At 56.3% G+C, this 22,296-nt stretch carries 18 protein-coding genes; 1 reads left to right on the top strand and 17 read right to left on the bottom strand.

The genetic code is table 11. The annotated features are described in order from the left end of the window. Positions 1-11: 11 nt before the first annotated feature. The 6 genes from RO22_RS11065 to cysM all read right to left on the bottom strand — a co-directional run bounded on the left by RO22_RS11065 (position 12) and on the right by cysM (position 8,822). Complete coding sequence (locus RO22_RS11065; RefSeq protein ID WP_041158339.1) at positions 12-557, bottom strand: DUF924 family protein; 546 nt, start codon at positions 555-557, stop codon at positions 12-14. A gap of 80 nt (positions 558-637) precedes the next feature. After that, positions 638-3,286 (bottom strand): phosphoenolpyruvate carboxylase, encoded by a 2,649-nt coding sequence (gene ppc / locus RO22_RS11060; protein ID WP_041158338.1) that lies wholly within the window; start codon positions 3,284-3,286, stop codon positions 638-640. Between the two features lie 38 nt (positions 3,287-3,324). Then, a complete protein-coding gene (gene mazG, locus RO22_RS11055) occupies positions 3,325-4,164 on the bottom strand; it encodes a nucleoside triphosphate pyrophosphohydrolase (protein WP_041158337.1) in 840 nt (279 codons plus the stop codon). Continuing rightward, positions 4,164-6,440 (bottom strand): GTP diphosphokinase, encoded by a 2,277-nt coding sequence (relA, locus tag RO22_RS11050; protein ID WP_027959135.1) that lies wholly within the window; start codon positions 6,438-6,440, stop codon positions 4,164-4,166. The genes mazG and relA overlap by 1 nt, the downstream gene beginning before the upstream one ends. Before the next feature lie 73 nt (positions 6,441-6,513). Continuing rightward, positions 6,514-7,911 (bottom strand): 23S rRNA (uracil(1939)-C(5))-methyltransferase, encoded by a 1,398-nt coding sequence (locus RO22_RS11045; protein ID WP_041158336.1) that lies wholly within the window; start codon positions 7,909-7,911, stop codon positions 6,514-6,516. Positions 7,912-7,913: 2 nt separating this feature from the next. Further along, positions 7,914-8,822: a cysteine synthase CysM gene (gene cysM, locus RO22_RS11040; RefSeq protein ID WP_009286444.1), complete on the bottom strand. Its 909-nt coding sequence runs from the start codon at positions 8,820-8,822 to the stop codon at positions 7,914-7,916. A gap of 91 nt (positions 8,823-8,913) precedes the next feature. Between cysM and RO22_RS11035 the strand changes: the two genes are divergently transcribed. After that, positions 8,914-11,646, top strand: coding sequence for a response regulator (locus RO22_RS11035; protein ID WP_041158335.1), 2,733 nt, complete (start codon positions 8,914-8,916; stop codon positions 11,644-11,646). Between the two features lie 83 nt (positions 11,647-11,729). On the opposite strand, the gene acpS is transcribed toward RO22_RS11035, so the two are convergent. From acpS to RO22_RS10980, 11 genes are all read right to left on the bottom strand, one after another. Next, a complete protein-coding gene (acpS, locus tag RO22_RS11030) occupies positions 11,730-12,107 on the bottom strand; it encodes a holo-ACP synthase (RefSeq protein ID WP_041158334.1) in 378 nt (125 codons plus the stop codon). A 33-nt stretch (positions 12,108-12,140) separates the two neighbouring features. Next, positions 12,141-12,965, bottom strand: a complete 825-nt coding sequence (pdxJ, locus tag RO22_RS11025) for a pyridoxine 5'-phosphate synthase (RefSeq protein ID WP_027959132.1) — start codon at positions 12,963-12,965, stop codon at positions 12,141-12,143. 54 nt (positions 12,966-13,019) lie between these two features. Next, entirely contained in the window at positions 13,020-13,715 is a 696-nt protein-coding gene (gene recO, locus RO22_RS11020; protein ID WP_041158333.1) for a DNA repair protein RecO, read from the bottom strand. 8 nt (positions 13,716-13,723) lie between these two features. Next, on the bottom strand, positions 13,724-14,623 hold the full coding sequence (era, locus tag RO22_RS11015) for a GTPase Era (RefSeq protein ID WP_009286442.1): 900 nt from the start codon (positions 14,621-14,623) through the stop codon (positions 13,724-13,726). Next, positions 14,620-15,312, bottom strand: coding sequence for a ribonuclease III (rnc, locus tag RO22_RS11010; protein ID WP_009286441.1), 693 nt, complete (start codon positions 15,310-15,312; stop codon positions 14,620-14,622). Before rnc ends, era begins: the two co-directional genes overlap by 4 nt. A 67-nt stretch (positions 15,313-15,379) precedes the next feature. Then, a complete protein-coding gene (gene lepB, locus RO22_RS11005; RefSeq protein ID WP_009286440.1) occupies positions 15,380-16,183 on the bottom strand; it encodes a signal peptidase I in 804 nt (267 codons plus the stop codon). Positions 16,184-16,198: 15 nt separating this feature from the next. Continuing rightward, positions 16,199-18,016, bottom strand: a complete 1,818-nt coding sequence (lepA, locus tag RO22_RS11000) for a translation elongation factor 4 (protein ID WP_009286439.1) — start codon at positions 18,014-18,016, stop codon at positions 16,199-16,201. Positions 18,017-18,211: 195 nt separating this feature from the next. After that, on the bottom strand, positions 18,212-19,624 hold the full coding sequence (locus RO22_RS10995) for a DegQ family serine endoprotease (protein ID WP_022523841.1): 1,413 nt from the start codon (positions 19,622-19,624) through the stop codon (positions 18,212-18,214). Between the two features lie 81 nt (positions 19,625-19,705). Continuing rightward, positions 19,706-20,173: a SoxR reducing system RseC family protein gene (locus RO22_RS10990; protein ID WP_041158332.1), complete on the bottom strand. Its 468-nt coding sequence runs from the start codon at positions 20,171-20,173 to the stop codon at positions 19,706-19,708. A 1-nt stretch (position 20,174) separates the two neighbouring features. Then, the gene (locus RO22_RS10985; protein ID WP_022523843.1) at positions 20,175-21,218 is read right to left on the bottom strand and encodes a MucB/RseB C-terminal domain-containing protein; all 1,044 of its coding nucleotides are present in this window, start codon (positions 21,216-21,218) and stop codon (positions 20,175-20,177) included. Positions 21,219-21,272: 54 nt separating this feature from the next. Next, positions 21,273-21,992, bottom strand: a complete 720-nt coding sequence (locus tag RO22_RS10980; protein ID WP_022523844.1) for a sigma-E factor negative regulatory protein — start codon at positions 21,990-21,992, stop codon at positions 21,273-21,275. Between the last annotated feature and the right edge of the window lie 304 nt (positions 21,993-22,296).

The raw sequence follows: 22,296 nt of genomic DNA, 5'->3' as shown, positions 1-22,296 counted from the left end.
TAAGCAAACAGTTAAAAAGAGGAGCCGGGCTCCTTTAAGAAGGCCAACTCCTCGTCGGTAGAGCCACGCCCCAACAGTGCGTTGCGGTGCGGGTAGCGCCCAAAACGATCAATAATCGCCTTGTGGCGCACTTCAAAATCGTAGTTATTCTCTAACCCCGGCTGGTCAAACAGCTGCATCGCCAGCTCATGAATGGCCGCGGATTCGCTATGCATATAGGGCATATACAAAAACGCACGCTGCTCGCTGGTTAGTTCTGCGTCTGCCCCAGCGGCTACCGCCTCTTGAGCTAGCGCCAGCGCTAAGGGATCAGTGGCAAAGGCGCGAGCGTCATCGCGATAGATATTGCGCGAGAACTGATCCAGCACAATGATCTCCGCAAGCCGCCCTTGCGGCGTTTGACGCCATGCGTAACATTCACACCGCGCGGTTTGGGCATGCAGCGCGCCAAACCGCTGCGAGATTGTACGATCCAACTCAGCGTCTTTTTTAAACCACTGAGCAGGCGTCAACTCCTCAAACCAAAAGTCGAGTACCGCTTGAACATCTGAGGACATTGACGCCTCCCTGTTGTAGTAGAACGTTGTAGTAAAACGTTACGGTTAAAAATCACGGTAAAAAATCGTGTTAAAACAGCCTAGCCGGTGTTGCGCAGACCTGCCGCTATGCCCGCCATAGTGACCATCAACGCCCGGGAAAGATCGGCGCTGATCGCCCCATCGGCGTCGCGATTACGCTGCAGCAACTCCGCCTGCAAACCGTGCAGCGGATCGATGTAGGGGTTGCGAACATCGATCGCCTGGCGAATCAGCGGCGTGTTTTCCAATAGCTTCTCTTGCTGAAGAATATCCAGCACTGCTTCTTCCAACGACGCGAAGCGCTGGCGTAACTTTTTACCCAACGCCTTCAGTGAGGGCTCGTCGACCAAGCGATGCTCGTAGTAAGCGGCAATGGCGACATCGGCTTTGGCCAGCAGCATCTCCAGCATGTCCAGATAGGTGCCAAAGAAAGGCCACTCGTTGCGCATCTCCTGTAGCACATCGCGTCCACCGGGCTGCTCTAAGCGCCGCGCAAAGGCTTCGCCGCTGCCCAGCCACGCGGGTAGCATCAGGCGAATCTGTGTCCAGGCGAAAATCCATGGAATGGCGCGCAGGGTTTCCACCCCGCCATCCTGGCGCCGCTTGGTGGGGCGTGAACCCAACGGCAGCCTACCCAAGGCGCCTTCCGGTGTGACCGCGCGGAAATAGGGCACGAAGTCCGGGTCTTCACGCACCACGCCCACATAGGCGCCATGCGCCACCTTGGCGAGCTGATCCATCTCTTCACGCCAGTGCGGCTCTGGCGCGCGCGGCGGCAGCAGCGTAGCTTCCAACACTGCACAGGCATAGATCTCCATGGAGCGCAGGGCAATATCGGGTTGGCCAAACTTGAAGCGAATCATCTCGCCCTGCTCAGTCACCCGCAGGCTGCCGTTTACCGAGCCTGGAGGCTGAGAGAGTATCGCCGCATGGGCCGGGCCGCCACCACGACCAACGGTACCACCGCGACCGTGGAACAGGGTTAAATCGACGCCGTGCCGGTTACACACATTCACCAGCGACTCTTGAGCACGGTACTGCGCCCAGGCAGCGGCCAGCTGGCCGGCATCTTTTGCCGAGTCGGAGTAGCCGATCATGACCTCCTGACGGTCATCGATCAGCGAACGGTAGCCCGGTATCGCCAGCAGCTGATCCACCACATCGCCTGCGTGATCCAGGTCGTTAAGGGTTTCAAACAGCGGTGCAATAGGTAGCGTTACCTGCCCCCCGACCTCTTTCATCAGCAGTGCTACGGTGAGCACGTCCGAGGGTTCAGCGGCCATGGAAATGATGTAAGTTCCCAGCGCTTCGGAGTGCTCCTGGGCGATAACTTTGAAGGTATCCAGCACTTCGCGGGACTCGGCGGAGCACTCCCAGCGACGCGGAATCAGCGGGCGACGTGAGGCCAGCTCCTCAAGCAGAAATTCCTGACGTTTGGCTTCGTCCCACTCCTGGTAGTGACCCAGGCCAAGGGAGCTTGTTAGCTCTTCAATGACCTGGGCATGGCGACTGGCTTCCTGACGTAGGTCAAGCTTGGTCAGCGTAACGCCAAACACCGCTACTCGGCGCAGCGTATCCAGCAGCGCGCCGTTAGCGATGGTGTCGAGGCCCACATCACACAGCGAGCGGTAACAGGCGAGCAGCGGTGAGTAGAGCTGATCGCGGGTTTCAATAATCGGCCCGCCGTCGTAGTTGCGCCCTTCCAGTTCGGCCTTGGCCCAATCCCGGGTCGACTCCATCTTAGCCAGTAGGCGTTTCAACACTTCGCGATAAGGCTCTGCTACATCGCCTGCCTCGGCTTTGAGGGCGCTATTGGCCTTCCACATGGAGAGCTCGGTTTTAAGCTGTTCAAGATCGCGCAGATAGAGATCAGCGGCCATCCAGCGGCCTAAAAGTAGTACTTCACGGGTCACACGAGCGGTCACATTCGGATTACCGTCCCTGTCGCCCCCCATCCAGGAGGCGTAGCGAATCGGTGCGGCGTCCAACGGCAGTCGCTCACCGGCGGTATCCAGCAGCAGGTTATCCAAATCTCTATGGAAATCTGGCACCGCCTGCCACAGGGAGTTTTCAATCACCGCAAAGCCCCATTTGGCTTCGTCCACCGGGGTGGGTCGCTCGTGACGGATCTCGTCGGTGTGCCACGCCTGGCTAATCAGTTCTTCCAGGCGCCCCTGGGCGCGGGTGCCACGCTCGGGATAATCTTCAGAGCTCTCGATGGCGGTTAAACACTCATCAATGGCGTCATATTTTTGGATCAAGGTGCGGCGAATAACTTCGGTGGGGTGCGCGGTGAGCACCAGCTCTACGCGCATATTGGCGAGGGCCTCGACCAGATTACGCGGTGAGTTGCCCGCCTGCTGGGCGCGCTCAAGCAGCTCCCCCAGCACCGGCTGGGAGCCGGGTTTGTAGTCCTCTACCCGGCGAAAGCGCGCCCGATAGTGCTGTTCGGCAATGTTCGCGAGGTTTAAAAACTGGTTAAAGGCTCGGGTGACCGGCAGCAGGTCGCTCTCCGGGAGCTCACGCAGATACTCGATCAACTCGCGCTGTTGCAGCGAGTCGCCCTGGCGCCCGCGCTTGGCGTGGGCGCGGATGGTTTCAATTTTATCGACAAATGCTTGGCCCAAATCATCGGCAATGGTGCGCCCCAGGCTGTCGCCTAGAATACGCACGTTATCGCGCAGAGATTCGTGTAGGTCGTGACTCATTGGCATGGCCTCCTTGCAGGGGTCGCATCATTATTAAATCAGGGATGGGTAGGTTGTTTTTCTTCTGCTTTCGCCGCCTGCCAGTGGGCTTCCATCTCGTCTAGAGAAGCCTCCGTTAATGGCCGCTGGGCAGCGCTCAGCTCGCGCTCAACAAAACGAAAACGGCGCTCGAACTTGGCATTGGTAGCGCGCAGGCACTGCTCCGGGTCGGCACTCAGCGTGCGGGCAAGGTTGGTGACCGCAAACAGCAAATCGCCGACTTCTTCCTGGGCGTGCTGCTGGTCGCCAGCGGCAAGCGCTTCTTCGACCTCGGCCAACTCTTCACGAATTTTGTCAATGACACCGCGGGCATCGGGCCAGTCAAAGCCTACCCGCGCGGCGCGTTTAGACAGCTTGGCAGCGCGGCTTAGCGCAGGTAGCGTGCGCGGTACATCGTCGAGCACAGAGGGCGCCTCAATGGCCCTTTCAGCACGCTCCTCGGCTTTCAACGACTCCCAGCGGCTGTTGACCTGCTGGGTTTGCACTTCCTCGGCGCTCACTCCCGGCGGGCGGCGTGAGGCCAGGGTGCCCTCCGGAAATACGTGGGGATGGCGACGCAACATCTTGGCGGTCAGGGTATCGACGATATCAGCAAAGTCGAAGCGCTGCTCCTCCGCCCCGAACTGGGCGTAGTAAACCACTTGAAAAAGCAGATCGCCTAGCTCTCCGGGTAGCTCGTCAAAAGCGCGTCGCTCAATGGCGTCGGCGACCTCGTAGGCCTCTTCCAGGGTGTGGGGCACAATGCTGTCCCAATCCTGCTGGAGATCCCAGGGGCAGCCCTGCTGCCGGTCGCGCAGCACCTGCATCAGGGTCAGCAGATCATCGATACCATGGCGCATTATGCCCCTCCCTTGCGAATTTGTTGTTCCGGGTCGGCGTTGCGCAAACGGCGCACTTCGGTAACGTTGGGCAACTGCTGGATACGCGAGAACAACCGTCCCAGGGATTCAAGGCCATCGACTTCCAGGGTAATGCGCAGCCGGGCAATGCCTTCATCGGTGTCCGTTAGCGTGTTCACGGCAAGCACGTTGACTTTTTCATTACCGAGCAGGCCCGTGACATCGCGCAGCAGCCCGGAGCGATCCCAGGCCTGAATCTCGATGGTCACCGGGTAGCGGGTCTGGGCGCGTTCGCCCCACTCCACTTCGATAATGCGCTGGGGTTCGTCCAGCCGCAATTGCAGAATATTACTGCAGTCCTGGCGGTGAACGGTGACGCCGCGCCCCTGGGTAATAAAGCCGATAATCGGTTCGCCAGGCACCGGACGGCAGCAGTTGGCCATACTGGTTTTAAGGTTGCCGACGCCGAGCACCGTGATATCGCTTTTGGTGGCTTTGCTGGATTGGCGCTTAGGTTTGGCGAGCAGGCGATCGAGCTGCTCTTGGTCGTCGGTTTCACCAAACAGTTGCTGAGCCTGGTGCAGCACCTGACCGATACGCAGGTCACCAGCGCCGATGGCCGCGTACATGTCCTCGGCGTTTTGGTAGTTGACCGCCTTGGCCAGCTTGGGCAGATCGAGACCTTCGACATCCAGGCGGCGCATTTCACGGTCAAACAGCACGCGCCCCTCGTCCAGGTTTTGATCCCGTGCCTGATGTTTGAACCACGCCTGGATTTTGGCCCGCGCCCGGGAAGTGCGTACATAGCCCAAACTGGGGTTTAGCCAGTCGCGGCTTGGGCCGCCTTTAGTGGCGGTAAGAATTTCTATCTGCTGGCCGGTTTTTAACTTGTAGGTGAGCGGCACAATGCGCCCATTAATCTTGGCGCCTCGGCAGCGGTGGCCAATCTCGGTATGCACCCGGTAGGCGAAATCGATCGGTGTGGCAATTCGCGGCAGGTCAATCACGTGACCGTCAGGAGTGAAGACGTAAATGCGGTCAGGGGCCACATCACTGGAGAGCCCTTCGCGCAAATCGCCAAAGCCGCCCACTTCGTCCTGCCACTCCAGAACCTGACGCAGCCAGGCAATTTTCTCTTCGTAGCTACGGCTTTTGGCGTTGGTATCGTGGCCTTTGTAACGCCAGTGGGCACAAACGCCCAGCTCCGCTTCGTCGTGCATGGCGAAGGTGCGAATCTGGATTTCGAGCACCTTGTTTTCCGGCCCCATAACAGCGGTATGCAGCGATTGATAGCCGTTCTTTTTGGGGTTGGCGATATAGTCGTCAAACTCGTTGGGCACGTGGTGCCAGCGCGAGTGAATAATCCCCAGCACGGTGTAGCAGTCCGCCACTTCCGGCACCAGAATACGCACTGCGCGCACGTCATGAACTTGTGAAAAATCGATCCGTTTGCGCTTCATTTTGCGCCAGATCGAATAGATATGCTTGGCTCGCCCATCCACGTCGTAGCGGTGGATGTGCTGAGCTTCCATCAAGCCTTTGATGGTTTCGACCACATCGTGAATATAGCGGTCGCGGTCAAGGCGTTTCTCCGCCAACAGCTTGGCAATCGCCTTGTACTCATCTTCGTGCAGGTAGCGAAACGATAGATCTTCCAGTTCCCACTTAAGCTGACCGATGCCCAGGCGGTGGGCCAGCGGCGCATAAATATCGGCGACTTCACGAGCCACCAGTAAACTTTTTTCCCGGGGAGCGTCTTTTACCTGGCGTAGTGCGCAGGTGCGTTCGGCAATCTTAATGAGTGCCACGCGCACATCACCGACCATATTGACCAGCATCTTACGCAGGTTTTCCTGCTGATTGTGTTGGCCCATGCCATGGTCAGGCGCCAACGGGTAGCTAATAGCGGCCATTTGCAGCACGCCATCAATCAGACTGGCCACTTCTTCGCCAAAGCGTTTTGTCACGGACTCAAGGCTCAGCAGCCCTTCCCGCACTGCACGGTAGAGAACGGCGGCCTCAAGCGTGGCTTGGTCTAGCTTTAACTCACCAAGGATATCGGCCATTTCCAGGCCCATGCGAAAACTAGAGCCTGGCGATAGCCATACGCGATGGGTGCGCGGGGCTTCAAGCTCCAGTTGTTCGGCGAGTTCACAGGCGCCGACTAGACGCTCAGGCTCAGGTAGGCGCACATCCTCCTGCAGGCGCGTTAACCACTGCTGTATATCCACCTTTCCGCCCGCGGTTAGCGGCTGGTCTTCACGCACTTTCACCATGACAATTACTCATCCTTTCAGGGAGACGGTCTCTGCACGACCGCCACCGTGGCTTGATGCGATGGGGAAACGTCTAGTCCCCGTATTCGAACAGCATCAGCGTTTCCATATGCGCAGTGTGAAGGAACATATCCGCCACTGCTACTTGCTTGACCCGGTAACCCGCATGCACAAGATGTGCCGCATCCCGAGCAAGCGTCGCCGGATCACAGGAAATATAGACCACCCTGGGCACCGGGTGATGCGCCAGCGCCTGACAAATAACTTCGGCGCCGCTTCGCGGCGGATCGAGCACAAGCGCATCGCTACCGCCATGAACGGTCAACAGCTCCTTAACGCTGGCAGCGCTGTTTAAATCAGCCTGCTGACCGCTGACCATCAGTTGGTTGCGCTTAGCGTTAATCGCAATGCGCGCCACCATGGCAGGGTTACCTTCCACTGCATAAACCTCAGCACCCGCTGCCGCTATGGGTAGGCTGAAATTACCGATACCAGCAAACAAGTCGAGTAATTTTTGCCCCGGCTTAGGCGCTAACCACTGGATGACCTGGGCGACCATTTGCTGGTTAACCGGGGCGTTGACCTGTAAAAAATCTCCCGGTGCAAAACTTAGGCTAAGCGGTGGTTGGCCGGTAACGGTTAGCGACTCTTCAAGCGCCGGCGCTGCGCCATGCCAGTGCAGTGTGGGTGTTTCTCGCCCCAACCAAGTGCCCAGCGCCACTCCCTGCTGCTGCGCAAAGGCTTGCCAGCGTTCGGCGTCCCCGGTGTGCTCTTTTAACTGACGAACCAACACGACCTGCGCGGTCGCCGTTGCCAATAATTCGATGTGCCCTACCTGGCGCGGCGCCTCTAACGTACCCAGCAGCTCACGCAGAGGTGTTAATAGGCGCTGTAAGGGACCGACCAACACCGGGCAGCGTTCAATATCCACCAGGCGATGGCTATGGGCGGCACGAAAGCCCAGGCGCGTAGTGCCTTGGCTGTCGACTTTGACCCCCAGCCGTGCGCGGCGCCGATAGCCCTGATCGCTGCCTTGAATCGAGCCGATCTCGCTTAGCGTTATACCCTGGCGAGAAAACAGATCGCGCACTACTTCTCGTTTATGGTCGCGCTGGGCATCGACACTTAGGTGCTGCAGATCACAACCGCCACAGTGCCCAAAATGCGGACAAGGCGGCTTGACGCGCAGCTCGGAGGTGGTCAGCAGCGATTTGATATGCGCTTCATCAAAGCGTTTGCGAGTGAGATGAATGGCCACTTCGACCTGCTCACCGGGCAACGCCTTATCAACAAAGACCGTTTTACCGTTGGCTGAGTGGGCAACGCCACGGCCATCGTGCGCTAAGCGCTCAATCACCATAGGAGATGTGTCACCCGTAGCCGCATGACGCGTTTTGCCACCAGGCGTGCCCGCTAGCCCAGAGTGGCCTGACGCGGGCCTGGGCGGCCGCCGTTTTCCCAACATGGCCATGGTTATACTCCTGGGGCAAATAGGCCAGTGGAGAGATAACGATCACCACGGTCGCAGACGATAAACACAATCACCGCATTTTCGGTTTGCTCCGCGATACGTAGCGCGCCCGCGAGACTGCCACCCGATGAGACCCCGGCCAGAATGCCCTCTTCACGGGCCAGACGGCGCATATGCTCTTCGGCCTCTTGTTGGCCAATATCGAGGGTGACATCCACTCGCGGCGCTTCAAAAATAGCCGGCAGGTACGCTTGTGGCCAGCGACGAATGCCAGGAATACTGGCGCCATCGGCGGGCTGTAAACCGACAATCTGAATAGCCGGGTTTTGCTCTTTCAAATAGCGCGACACCCCCATAATGGTGCCCGTGGTGCCCATCGAGCTGACGAAATGCGTCACCTCGCCCCCGGTTTGCTCCCATACTTCGGGGCCGGTGGTACGATAGTGGGCCAGCGGGTTATCAGTGTTGGCGAACTGGTTTAGCGGCTTGCCTTCGCCCCTGGCGATCATGCCATCCGCGATATCCCGAGCCTCCTCCATACCGCCCGCTTTGCTGGCGGAAATTAATTTAGCGCCATAGGCCGCCATTGCCTGCTTACGCTCTTCCGAGGCGTTTTCCGGCATAACCAGCACCATCTGGTAGCCCTTAATCGCGGCCGCCATGGCTAGCGCAATACCGGTATTACCTGAGGTCGCCTCAATCAGCGTATCACCGGGGGCTATATCACCTCGGGCTTCTGCTTCATTGATCATCGAGAGCGCGGGGCGGTCTTTAACCGACCCAGCGGGATTATTGCCTTCAAGCTTGGCCAACAGGGTATTGTTACGCCCCGCGCTAATGCGCTTAAGGCGTACCAGGGGCGTGTTGCCAACCACATCTTCTATTGTGGGATAGCCCTTAAGATCGTTCATGAATGTTCCTTATCGTCACCGTTATGCTGCATTATATCGGTGCTGCCTTAGGCTGGACAGGCAACCTCATTGAATCAGCGAGCTTCTTTTCATGTCTTTGAATACCCGACTGCTGTTTGCGTTACTCGGTTTCCCGCTCCTGGTGTACGCCATGATGGCCGTACTGCTGGTCATACAGAGTGATACGCAAGCTCGCGAGGCACACCAAACGCGGTTAGAAAGCGTCGGTGAGCTGCTCGCCCCGAACCTTGCTGCTGCGGTCGCAACGGGTGATGAGCAACGTCTGGAAGCCCTGTCGCGTCAACTCCTTGCTATGAAAGGACTGCGAGCGGTTGCGCTATTTGATGCCCAGGGCGACCGTCTATTATTACTCGGGCAATCCAACCTACCACCGCTAAACGCCCCAGATGATCAGCAATTGATTAAGCAGCAGGATGCATGGCGACTGCGCTTGCCACTGAACCCTCCTCAAACAAGTGTCAGCCAAGCTGGGGACAGCCACGTTGGCTGGCTAGATATCGAGATGGATACCCGTACGCTAACCCTTGGTCGCTATAAGTTGATTGCCAGCCTTAGCTTGGGTGGCATGCTGCTTGGCCTGCTGCTGTTTTTAGTCGCTTTTGCGATCAGTCGCTATACCACCCGCCCGCTGGAAGAAGCCAACCAAGCCCTTTATCGGCTATCCCGCGGCGACTATCGGCTACATCTGGCGCCCTCTAATGCCACAGAACTCCATCACCTGAGTAGCTATATTAACGCCCTGGCCGAGCACTTTCAGCAAGCCCAGCGGGATATGCAAACGCAAATCGAGCAGGCCACCAGCGAGCTGCAAGAGTCCATGGAAACCATTGAAGAGCAGAATATCAAGCTCGATTTGGCCCACCGCAGCGCGCTGCGGGCTAATGCCGTGAAGTCTGAATTTCTGGCCAATATGAGCCATGAGATCCGCACACCACTAAACGGGATTATCGGTTTTTGCCGGTTACTGGGACGCTCATCACTGGATACGCGCCAGCGGGAGTGGCTGCAGCACGTACACCGCGCTTGCGACAACCTGCTTATGCTGGTTAACGACGTGCTCGACTTCTCCAAACTTGAAGCGAATCGCCTCACCCTGGAAGAGACAGATATCGACATTGTCGCACTGGTCGACGAAGTGGTCGGGCTACACGCCCCTGAAGCCCAGCGCAAGCAACTGCACTTGGTAGCCATGGTATATGACGATGTGCCTACCCCGCTAACCGGTGATCCGCTGCGTATTCATCAGGTATTGAATAACTTGATAGGCAATGCGCTTAAATTCACCCAGCACGGCGAGGTGATCGTGCGTGTCATGTTGGATAATTTAGAAGGCCAGCATGTGGTGCTTAATCTGAGCGTCAGTGACACGGGCATTGGCCTCAGCGATGCCCACCAGGAGGCCCTCTTCAGCGCCTTTTCCCAAGCAGAACCAAGCCACTCACGGCAATTTGGTGGCAGCGGCCTTGGGCTTACTATCTGCCGCCAGTTGATTGAACGCATGGGCGGCGAGATTGGCGTGGAAAGCTCGCTGGGCAAAGGAACCACTTTCTTCTTTACGCTGCCCATGCTGGCTCATAAAGCGGCCGAGCGACCTCCAGAAATTAGCTTGGCCAATCCGACCATTCGCTTATATGAAACTCATGCTCCAACCCGCCATGTACTGGAGCACTTGCTAGAGCGCTGGGAAGCACAACCCATCGCCTTTGATGTCTCGGAGCCAGCGAAATTGCTGATATTGGGACTTGAACACAGCGACTTTAGCCCCGAATGGCACGCTCACTGGCAAGCGGTGATTGATCAAACACCCTGCCCCACATTGATTTTAGCCAATGGCAATAGTTTTGACCTGCCGCCACTGCACTTAACCCATGGCGGCGAGACACTCTACAAACCTTTTTCCCGCGCGCAGTTGGTAACGACGCTCAAGCAGCTACTGCTATCTACGCACGTGCCGAATAAGAGCGAACAGGAGCTCCCCGCGTTACCAGCGGCGTCTCAGCCACTCAAACTGCTGATTGTCGATGACAATGCACCCAATCGTGAGCTGCTCAAAAACCTACTTGAAGACCCTACCCTGCATGTCTCTACGGTAGAAAGCGGCCACCAAGCACTAGAATTCGCCCGTGCCAGTAACGTCGACATGGTGTTAATGGATATTCGTATGCCGGGGATGGATGGCGTACAAACCACCCAAGCATTGCGCCGGTTGAGTAGTACCTGGGCCCGCTGCCCCATTATTGCCGTTACCGCCCACGTGCTCAGCAATGAACGCCAGCAGTGGCTCGCGGAAGGTCTGGATGACGTGCTGGTAAAACCCATTGACGAAACACAGCTAGCACAGTTGCTCAACCGCTTTTTGGGGGTGACTCATCGGCTGACCGCCAGCATTGCAGAGCCGCCCTATCCACAGCACGACATTAACGCCACCCAGAGGACACGGGTTAGCCATGCGGCACCGGCCACGCTACCCATCATTGATCTGGAGATTGGCGCACGTTTAGCGGGGGGTAAGGAGCATCTGGCACGAGAGCAGCTAAAACGTCTGATCGACAGCTTGGATGAGAGTGAACAGCATATGCGCGCCGCTTTTGGTCAACAGCATTTGCCCACGCTGCTCGATTGGGTGCATGGTCTCAATGGCGCTAGCCGCTACTGCGGTGCGCCCGAGTTGGCCTTACTGGTAGAGACCCTGGAAACTCGTCTACGCACCAGCGGCTTAGACCATGTTGAGGGGCTATTGGAAGACCTTTACCGGGCAATGGCCCGGCTGCGAGCACTGCGCCCGCAGTTGGTTAGGCATTGATTGAACAGGCTTCAAGGCGTTGCCCATTAGATGCTTGGAATAAATGACATGACCCCAGCATTGGCTGATCTGGCGGCGAGCTGTTAACGCTCTAACACCACAAAAGCTACCGCATACTCGGCTTCATCGCTCAGGGTAACGTGGCTAGCGGTGACACCCGCCGCTTGCAATAGCCGCTCGGCTTCGCCATTAAGCAGGAAATAGGGCTTACCCAAGGCATCGTTCAACACCTGAATGTCCCCCCACTGCAGTCCTTGGCGCAGGCCTACACCCAGCGCTTTTACAAATGCCTCTTTGGCAGCAAAACGCTTAGCCAGAAACGCCGCAGGTTGGGCTTTGTGTAGCCAAAGCGCCTGCTCATCGGGGCCTAAAATCCGCTCAGCAAAGCGTGGCCCGTGCCGTTTCATGGCCCGTGTAAAACGCTCCACACGGGCAATATCCGAGCCAATTCCCACAATCATCGCCTTAAAAACCTCTGAATAGACAACCTCTGATCAGTGCCCGCAGCAGCCATTATGAACATGCTCAGAGTGGTTTTCATGCTCATGATCGTGAGCATCGAGAGCCGCCATTAAGCCCGCCTCTTGGCCAGCGATGATCAAGCGTTTCATCTCCTGAACGGCCTCTTTGAGGCCCACAAACAGCGCACGGGCAATAATGGCATGGCCGATATTGAGCTCGTTAACGCCCGGCAGAGCCGCAATCGCTTCAACGTTATGGTAATGCAAGCCGTGACCGGCATTGACCACTAAACCCAGCGAGATAGCGTGAGTCGCTGCAGTCGTTAAGCGATGATACTCTGCATTCGCTGCATCGCTGCCGGGACGCGCTTCTGCGTAAGCGCCCGTGTGCAGTTCAATCGTCGGTGCACCGGCGCGCTGAGCAGCCTCAATCTGCTCCACGTCAGGGTCGATAAACAGGGATACATCGCAACCCGCCGCACTTAGCCGTTGGCAAGCGCTGGCAATGGCATCAAAGCCGCCGACAACGTCAAGACCGCCTTCGGTGGTCAGCTCTTCGCGCTTCTCAGGCACTAAACAGACATGGGCGGGGCGCACTTCTTCGGCCAGCGCCAGCATCTCTTCAGTAACAGCCATTTCCAGGTTCATGCGCGTATTAAGCATTTCGGCCAGAATGCGTACATCGCGGGGCTGAATATGACGCCGGTCTTCACGCAAATGCACCGTAATGCCATCGGCACCCGCCTCTTCCGCAACTAATGCCGCCTGCACGGGGTCAGGATAGCGAGTACCTCGGGCTTGGCGAAGTGTCGCAATGTGATCGATATTGACGCCTAACAGTATCCGTGGGGGGTGCATAGTGCCTCCAGCGCAACAATAAGGTAAGAGTTTGTGAACAGGGAATTCAAAAAATCAGGGACGATAGCGACGCCGAGCTAAATCGAGCATCAGTTCTCGCGAACGCAAAACGGTGGTGCCAAGATGGGGTGCCAGCGCCGCTCGCATTACCGCCTTTAATGCATTGGCAAGGCCTTCATGTTGCCAATCACCCTGCTCAATGTAACGTAACGTCCTGCCGTCGAGGCCACGCTCAGCAGGTATGAATGCCCGGCTGGCGGTGTCAAAACGGTAGCGGAGCTGAGGATCCAAAACGCTACCTTCTGGTGTCGCAAACTGCGGCGTGGCCTCGAGCGCCTCTAACAGCGCCCACTCATAGCGGCGGAGCGCTAATGCGCGCTCCGCTGGCGCTGGCAGTGCTTCCAGTAGCGCGGTATAAAACGCGAAAACGTCAGGCGCCGGCAGTTCTAACGGCAGCAGCCGGGTGGCGATCTCATTGGCGTAAAGCCCGCACAGCAACCCCTCCCCGGCCAACAGCGCCGTCTGGCCGCGAGACTCCATCAACGTTAGCCGCTTTAAATCGCGGCTGCCCTGCCAGGTCACGAACAGCGGCGTAAACGGCTGCAGGCGTTGGCGCGATTTAGAACCGGGCCTTTGCCCGCCATGGGCCACAGCACGCACTCTGCCGTGATCAAGCGTTAATAGATCCACCAGCGCACTGGTTTCACGATATGGCCGACGGTGGAGTAAAAAAGCCGGCTCTGGCGACATCGCTACCTTCAATCGAGGTCGTAACCCAAGCTTTTCAAGGCGCGCTCGTCATCCGACCAGCCGCGTTTTACTTTCACCCATAAATTGAGCATCACTTTGGTGCCTAGCGCGCGCTCCATATCCAGGCGCGCTTCACGACCAATGCTCTTGAGGCGATCGCCGTTTTCACCAATTAAAATGACTTTTTGGCCTTGGCGCTCAACGAGAATAAGCGCGCTGATATGCGTTACACGCTCGGTTTCGCGGAACTCTTCAATTTCAACGGTCATCTGGTAAGGCAGCTCATCGCCCAGTTGGCGCATCACTTTTTCACGCACCAGTTCAGCGGCCATAAAGCGCAGGCTTTTATCGGTAATTTGGTCTTCAGGGAAGAAGTGGACACTTTCAGGCAGGTGTTTGGCTACTTCCTCTTCCAGAGTATCGACCTGAGTGCCGTGCTTGGCTGAAATCGGCACGATAGCCGCAAAATCGCGGCGAGCACCGACATCCGCCAGCCAAGGCAGCAAATCGCCCTTTTCGCCCAGGCGGTCGACTTTATTGACCGCCAAAATCACCGGCGCTTTTACGTGCTCCAGGCGCTTCAACACCGCCTGGTCTTCTTCCGTCCAGCGGGTGCGGTCGATAATAAATACTACGCAGTCCACATCACGCAGGGCCTGGGTAGCCGCCTGGTTCATAAAGCGGTTGATCGCTTTATTACGATCCTTGGACATGATGTGCATGCCCGGCGTATCCACATAGATAAACTGTGTCTCATCGACTGTTTTAATACCCATGACCTGGTGGCGCGTGGTTTGTGGTCGCCGTGAGGTAATCGATATTTTCTGCCCCAGAATACGGTTCATGAGGGTCGATTTGCCCACGTTGGGTCGGCCGACGATGGCAACGAATCCGCAGGTTTGGCTCATGATTTATCTCCAGGGCTTTTTTCGAGGTACGACAGCGCTTCTTCTGCCGCCTGCTGTTCAGCATGACGGCGGCTTGGGCCTTTACCAGTGGTATGCTCAGCCAACAGGTCAATGTAGCACTCCACGGTAAAGGTCTGGGCATGCGCCTCGCCCTTTACGCAGACAACTTCATAGCGCGGCAACGCGGCTTGACGCGACTGCAAAAACTCCTGCAACCGTGTTTTGGGATCTTTTTGGGTATCTTGCAAAGAGATGTTACCCAGCCTTTCCGCGTACCAATCCAACACCCGGTTGCGCACCACATCCATCCCAGCATCCAGATAGATGGCGCCAATAATGGCTTCGACCGCATCCGCCAAGATCGATTCACGACGATGCCCGCCGCTTTTCATCTCGCCGGAACCTAGCCGCAAACATTCACCGAACTCCATTTCACGGGCCAGTTCCGCCAGGGTTTGTCCTTTCACCAGTCGCGCGCGCAGGCGCGAAAGCTGCCCTTCACGGGCCTGAGGAAAGCGCTGAAACAGCGCCTCGGCGATGACAAAGTTGACGATGGAGTCACCTAGAAACTCCAGGCGCTCATTGTTACGACCACCGAAGCTGCGGTGGGTCAAGGCCAATTCCAGTAGCGTATCGTCGCCAAAGGTATGACCGATTCGTCGGCAAAAAGCGTTCAAGGAATTACTCACAGCTCTCCTACGTCATTGACGTTAACTAAAGTGACATAACTGACTAAATTCAGCACACGCAGCGTCTTCATTCAATGCGCCGCACGCTGGTAAAACTTGGCAACCCGCCATCCCAGTGCATCCACACCGCAAAGGCGCGGCCCACAATGTTCTCTTCCGGCACGAAGCCCCAATAGCGGCTGTCGTTGGAGTGGTCACGGTTGTCCCCCATCATGAAATAGTGCCCTTCAGGAACCTCCACTTCACGCATTTGCGGGCCAGGGTCTCGCGGGTTGTTATAAATAAAGTGCTCGGTGTCGCCAAGGCGCTCTTCTAACAATAGCTGCTGGGGCGAACCATCGGGCCCATCCTCGATCAGCTCTTTGGCCACCGGTTCGCCGTTAACGTAAAGCTGCTTTCCCTCATAGCGGATATGATCCCCTGGCATACCGACCACTCGCTTGATGAAGTTCACCGAAGGCTCGTCGGGGAAACGAAACACCATCACATCGCCACGCTCAGGATCATCGACTTCGAGAAAGCGGGTGTTGACTACCGGTAAGCGTAAGCCGTAGGCAAATTTGTTGACCAGAATAAAGTCGCCCACTTCAAGCGTAGGCCGCATTGAGCCAGAGGGGATCTGAAAAGGCTCAATGATAAAACTACGCACCACCAGCACCACCAGCAACACCGGGAAAAATGAACGGGCGTAGTCAACCGGCCACGGCTCTTTAAGTAGCTTTTCGCTGGTAACTGGATCCAGCCCTTCCTGGGTATTGGCCTCTGCGGCGGCGAAGCGTTGGCGGCGCTTGGGCTTTAATAGCCACACGTCCAACAGGTAAATAACGCCCGAAAGCGCAACGGCAAGTACCAGCAGTAATGAAAAATCCATGAGTGGTGTTCTTTCCTAGTCGTTAACCTTGAGCACAGCAAGGAAGGCATCCTGGGGAATTTCCACACGCCCCACCTGTTTCATGCGTTTCTTACCCGCTTTCTGTTTCTCGAGCAGTTTCTTCTTACGGCTGACATCGCCGCCGTAACACTTGGCCGTCACGTTTTTGCGCAGCGCTTTCACGGTGGAACGTGCCACCACTTGACCACCAATCGCCGCCTGAATCGCCACATCAAACATCTGCCGTGGAATCAGCTCTTTCATTTTTTCCACTAACAAACGACCACGATGGTGGGCGTGATCACGGTGGATAATCACCGCTAGCGCGTCAACTTTGTCGCCGTTAATAAGTACATCAAGACGCACCAACTTGGCCATTTCAAAACGCTCGAAGTTGTACTCTAGCGAAGCGTACCCCTTGGAGATCGATTTCAGGCGGTCAAAGAAGTCCATGACCACCTCAGACATGGGCAATTCATAGGCCAACTGGATTTGGTTACCCAGAAACTGCATATCCAGTTGCGTGCCTCGGCGCTGCTCACACTCGGTGATCACGTTACCCACATACTCCTGGGGAACCAGAATGCTGGCGCGCACCACTGGCTCACGCATTTCATCCACGTCAGCCATATCGGGAAGCTTTGAGGGGTTGGAGACGTAGGTGATGTCGCCATTTTTCATCGCTAGTTCATAGACAACCGTGGGAGCGGTAGTGAGCAGATCGATATTATACTCACGCTCCAGACGCTCCTGGACGATTTCCATGTGCAGCGTGCCCAGAAACCCCACCCGGAAGCCAAAGCCAAGGGCATCAGAATTTTCCGGTTCATAGGCAAGCGAGGCATCGTTAAGCGCCAGCTTCTCTAGCGCATCACGAAAGTCTTCATAATCATCCGCACTGACCGGGAACATACCGGCATACACCTGCGGTTTTACTTTTTGGAAGCCAGGCAGACGCGCGACATCTGGCGTCTTGGTGTGGGTAATGGTATCGCCCACCGGTGCGCCGTGGATTTCTTTGATACCCGCGACAATAAAGCCGACTTCCCCGGCACGCAGAATCCCGGTCTGCTTGCGCTGGGGGGTGAAGATCCCTACTTCCGTGGTACCCCAGTCGCGGCCCGTCGATTTAATACGGATCTTATCGCCTTTGCGCAGCGTGCCATCAAACAGACGAACCAGCGAAACTACCCCAAGGTAGTTATCAAACCAGGAGTCGATAATGAGCGCTTGCAGCGGCGCTTCCGGGTCGCCCTTGGGCGGCGGAATATCGCGCACCAAGCGCTCTAGCAAGGCATCAATGCCCAAGCCACTTTTGGCCGAGACCTGGCAGGCGTCGGTGGCATCCAGGCCGATAATCTCTTCAATCTCCTGGGAAACCTTGTCGCAATCCGCCTGAGGCAAATCGATTTTGTTGAGTACCGGCAGAACTTCTAGTCCCTGTTCGATAGCGGTATAACAGTTGGCCACCGACTGGGCTTCAACACCTTGTGCAGCATCAACAACCAGCAATGCCCCTTCGCAGGCGTAGAGCGAGCGCGACACTTCATAGGAGAAGTCGACATGCCCTGGCGTATCGATAAAGTTCAGTTGGTAAACCTGGCCATCGGCGGCGGTGTAATCCAGCGTGACCGACTGCGCCTTAATCGTGATGCCTCTCTCGCGCTCGATATCCATGGAGTCGAGCACTTGCTCTTTTAGCTCACGCTCGGTTAATCCTTCGCAGGTCTGAATCAAACGATCAGAGAGCGTCGATTTACCGTGGTCGATGTGGGCGATAATAGAGAAATTGCGTATGTGCTTAAGCTTTCCGTTGGGAACGTCTTGGGACATCGAGTCTGTTCTGCCTTAGTGGTACGCAAGCGGCCGCATAAACAGGCCGCTTCGAGAGTTCAAAGCTCGAAAACAGCTGCCGTTTAAAAATAAGGGCCATTTCCGACAAAAAGATATCCGCTATTGTAGCGATATGCGCAGGCTAGGAACAGCGGTCCGGCGAGAACCGCCGGACCAGGAGTGAAAATAGGCGGGTTATTCCAGACGCAGCGCTACAAACAGGGAACGTCCGTCGCGGAACAGACGAACTGGAATAGCGCGATCAGTCGGCAACGCCTCGACAATCTCTACCAGCTCAGCTGAGGAGGAAACGCTGCGGTGATCAATACTCACTAACACATCGCCTGGGCGAATGCCGGCCTCAGCAGCCACGCTGCCAGACTCAACCTGACGAACGATCACACCGCCGGGAACATTCAGTTGCTCGCGCATGGTGTCATCAATTTCAGCGACCATTACGCCAAGACGCGCTTGGTTATTGCTGCCTGCCTGTGCCGACTGCTGCTCAGTGTCTGGCCAACTACCTAACTCGACAGACTCGGTCAGTTCTTCACCGTCACGCATCAAGGTGAGTTCCACCTCGGTGCCTGGTGCGCCTTTACCGATCAGTCGCGGCAGCGAGCTTGAGCGCTCAACCTCTTCACCATTGACCTCAAGAATGACATCGCCCGCCTGGAGTCCACCCTGGGCCGCTGGGCCTTCTGGATCAAGATCGGCAATCAAGGCGCCAATCGCATTCTCCATACCGAACGACTCGGCCAGATCATCAGACACAGGCTGAATCATGACGCCCAACCAACCACGGTCTACCCGACCGCCTTCACGCAGTTGCTCGGCCACATCCATGGCAACGTTAATGGGAATGGCAAACGAGACGCCCATAAAGCCGCCGCTACGGGTAAATATTTGAGAGTTGATTCCCACAACTTCGCCGTCTAAGTTGAACAGCGGGCCACCGGAGTTGCCGGGATTGATTGCCACATCGGTTTGAATAAAGGGCACATATGCATCCCGCGGCAAGGTGCGATTAATCGCACTGACGATACCCGCAGTGACCGAGTGGTCGAAACCGAAAGGAGAGCCAATCGCGGCAACCCACTCACCTACTTTTAGCTCGTCAGAGTCACCTAGATTGAGCGTAGGCAGATCATTGGCATCAATTTTGAGTACTGCCACGTCGGTTTGTGGGTCGCTACCAACCACTTCTGCTCTCAATTCGCGGCGATCATTGAGCCGCACAAGGATCTCATCGGCATCTTGCACCACGTGCGCGTTGGTCATTACATAACCATCTTCACTGATGACGAACCCCGAGCCTAGAGACTGTCGCTCTTCTGTGCGTCCCTGACCATTACTGGGGGGCGCTGGAAAGCTATCCCCAAAGAAATGGCGGAAAATCTCGGGGATTTCCTGACCACCGAACCCGCCAAAACCGGGCGCGCTGCTGCGCTGAACCGTTCGACTGGTTGAGATGTTCACCACCCCAGGGGCAGCGTCTTCAACTAATGCGGTGAAATCAGGCAAATTCTGAGCGCTGGCGGCTTGGCCAAACGTCAGCAATGCCACCACACAAACCCAAAGCGTGGAAGGGAGAATCAAGCGCTTCATGCAAGAGCTCCTACTTAATGTGATAGTAAGCGAAGGTATATCAACAACTCACGGCGAGATACCGGAGAACTCATTAACAAACTAATTGACCAAGCGTGGGCGAAAGCGTTCCCCACGCCCGCGCATTAGACATTTAATACTTAGCGCACCGGCCATCAAAGCAATAAAAAAGCCCAGGGGCGCCAGCCAAATCGTAGTACTAACGAGCGAGACCAGCCCGGATAGCAACAGCGCAAGCAGTAGCGGCAGCCCATAAACACAAAAAGCCAGCAACGTGACAGAGGCACGCGGCAGGCTGATAATGACTTGGCTTCCTAACGGATAGTTGCGCTCGGCGTTATCTGTTTTGGAGGGAACCGCTACGGCAATGCGTTGGCTGCGCTGGCGCGCCAGCAATCCGACCCCGCACCCTCTCCCTTGAGCACACTGCTCGCAGTTCTGCTGGGCGGCAATTTCAACGATTACTCCCTGGGAGGTGTAATCGACAACCGTGCCAGTACGAAGCAGAGAAGTGCCAAGTAAAGAGCCACAGGGCGCGGAGGTCGTCATTTTATCTACTCACCTCATCGACGCTTTCTTGAGATTGGTCTTCTAGCAGGTCGAAAGTGATTGAGCGAACAATACGCTGCAGCGTTGCTACGGGCAGCTCACCAATGGCCACCAACTGCCAGCGCCCTTCAGCGGTGATGGTGTGCTCAATGGCGACGGCCGAGACACCCAACTGCTGCACACCTTCCTGCAAGGCAATGGTTGCTTCAGATGCAAGAGGCTCTACAAAGATACTCACGGTGGCCAAACCATCACTGTAAACACGCTGATGCACATCGTCGCCGGCAAAAGTAACCGGTTGCGCAACAAAGCCGTCGGGTAACCAAGTGGTATGCCAAGGCGTGTTGAGGATAACGGTGGGCGAGCCCACTCGTACGCGGCCGGTATATTTTTGGGGCGATTGGAGCTGGGTAATTTGGAAGGTTTCAATGATCCTACCTTGCTGATCACTGAGTACATGCTTAAGGAGTAGGCCGGTATCTCGATCTAACCACCACTGATGGGAAAAACGCCATTGATCCCGAGGCTCGAAAATAAGTTTAACGGCATCGCGACCGGCTACCCGAGCATCATCCTCAAGCTCAATAGCGTAATATTTCTCAAGATGAGCCGCCCACCCTGCAGGAGTAGGCATCTCCCCATTACTATGCTCTTCAGTCCAAGCCAGTCGACCCACCGGCGAGCGCCGCTCAATACTCACGGAAGGACCGTCTAGGTACTGAACCACCTGCTGCCGAATGCCATTCTGGATGCGATGCGACAGCGCCAGCGTGCGAACATCAATAGCATCAATCGCCACCGCCCTGGCTTGGAAGGCATAACAGTGGCTAGCCCACAAACCACGCTCAAGCCACTGCGTGGCATTACTGGGCTGCTCTTCGGATTCCGCCGCGCACTCGTAGCCAGCATGACGAACCGGTTGGCTAACGTCGGACGAGCTATTGGCGTTTTCTGCATGCACTTGAAAAGAGAGCGTACCAACTACTGCTGCCAGTACCCAGGCACGCTTTAATCGCCAGGGCACGATCATGTTGCGCACTCCCATCCCGCGCACTCCCTACTCACTTAACAGGCTTCGTCAAAAAGAACGTCATTCAGCTTAGCGCTGACCTAATGGTTCAGTCACTGCAGATGAACGCATTAATGGCATCCAACTATCACCACTGCCGTAAGCAGCGCTCTGAGTATGCTGCTCTAAATAAGATTGCAGCAAGCCAATCTGATCTACATCAATATTGGTTCCCTGGGAAGCAGTCACTCCCTGAGGCGTCTGCGCTGAAAACCCAGTTTCACTAATATTCATCAGACCGCCCTGACCCGACTGACCGCTAAGCCGAAACGGCGTAGGCTCAAACATGGGCATATCAGCACGTGAGGCTACTGCCGACTGAGAGGCCAAATTGACGGGCTGTACCTGATTAGCGCCAGGTGCGGTCGTTGCCATGTCACCACTGCCCTGGCCAACGGGTGAGTCGTTGCCAAAGAACTGAACGCCGGTGATCACCATCAGTGACACTGCAGCAGCAACGCCAGCGCCGCGGGCGAACGAAATACCACCCGTACGGTGAGCTACAGGCTCGGCACCTTGTGTCATTGGAGCAGGCTCTTCGCGCAGTCTGGCCATAATGCCAGCGGAGAGATCAACGCTTACATCAACGCCCTGCTCCCGCTGCATCATGCTGCGGGCAAGGTGATATCGGCGCCATGTATCTGCGGCATCGTCATCATTAGGCAGTGCCTTCAACACTCGGCGAAGCTCAAGCTCATCACTCTCGCCATCCATTAACACCGAAAGTGATTCCCGTGTGTTTTGACTCATACTTCACACCCTCACACTGTTTAAAAGAAGTACTGGGGTGATGGCTTGCGTTATACGCACCACCACTCCGACGACTTCCAAGGCCAAGACTCAGTTCAGGCTAATTAAATGAGCAAAACTCATTAGCCTGCGACGCTAAGCTCATGACACTTTGCACATTGATATATCAGCGATTGACACACCAGCGTGCTCATCAAGATAGTCAGGCTTTATGACGCCTTACATGCCAGACAGTTCACAAAAAATAAAACCTTTATTTTTAAGGCTGACATCCTATAACGCTCATATCGCCTCCCCCACTACG

This window comes from Halomonas sp. KHS3 (assembly GCF_000830495.1).
Taxonomy (GTDB): Bacteria; Pseudomonadota; Gammaproteobacteria; order Pseudomonadales; family Halomonadaceae; genus Vreelandella; species Vreelandella titanicae.
Note: the sequence above shows the minus strand (reverse complement) of the source record. Positions and strands in the feature narration are given on the sequence as shown.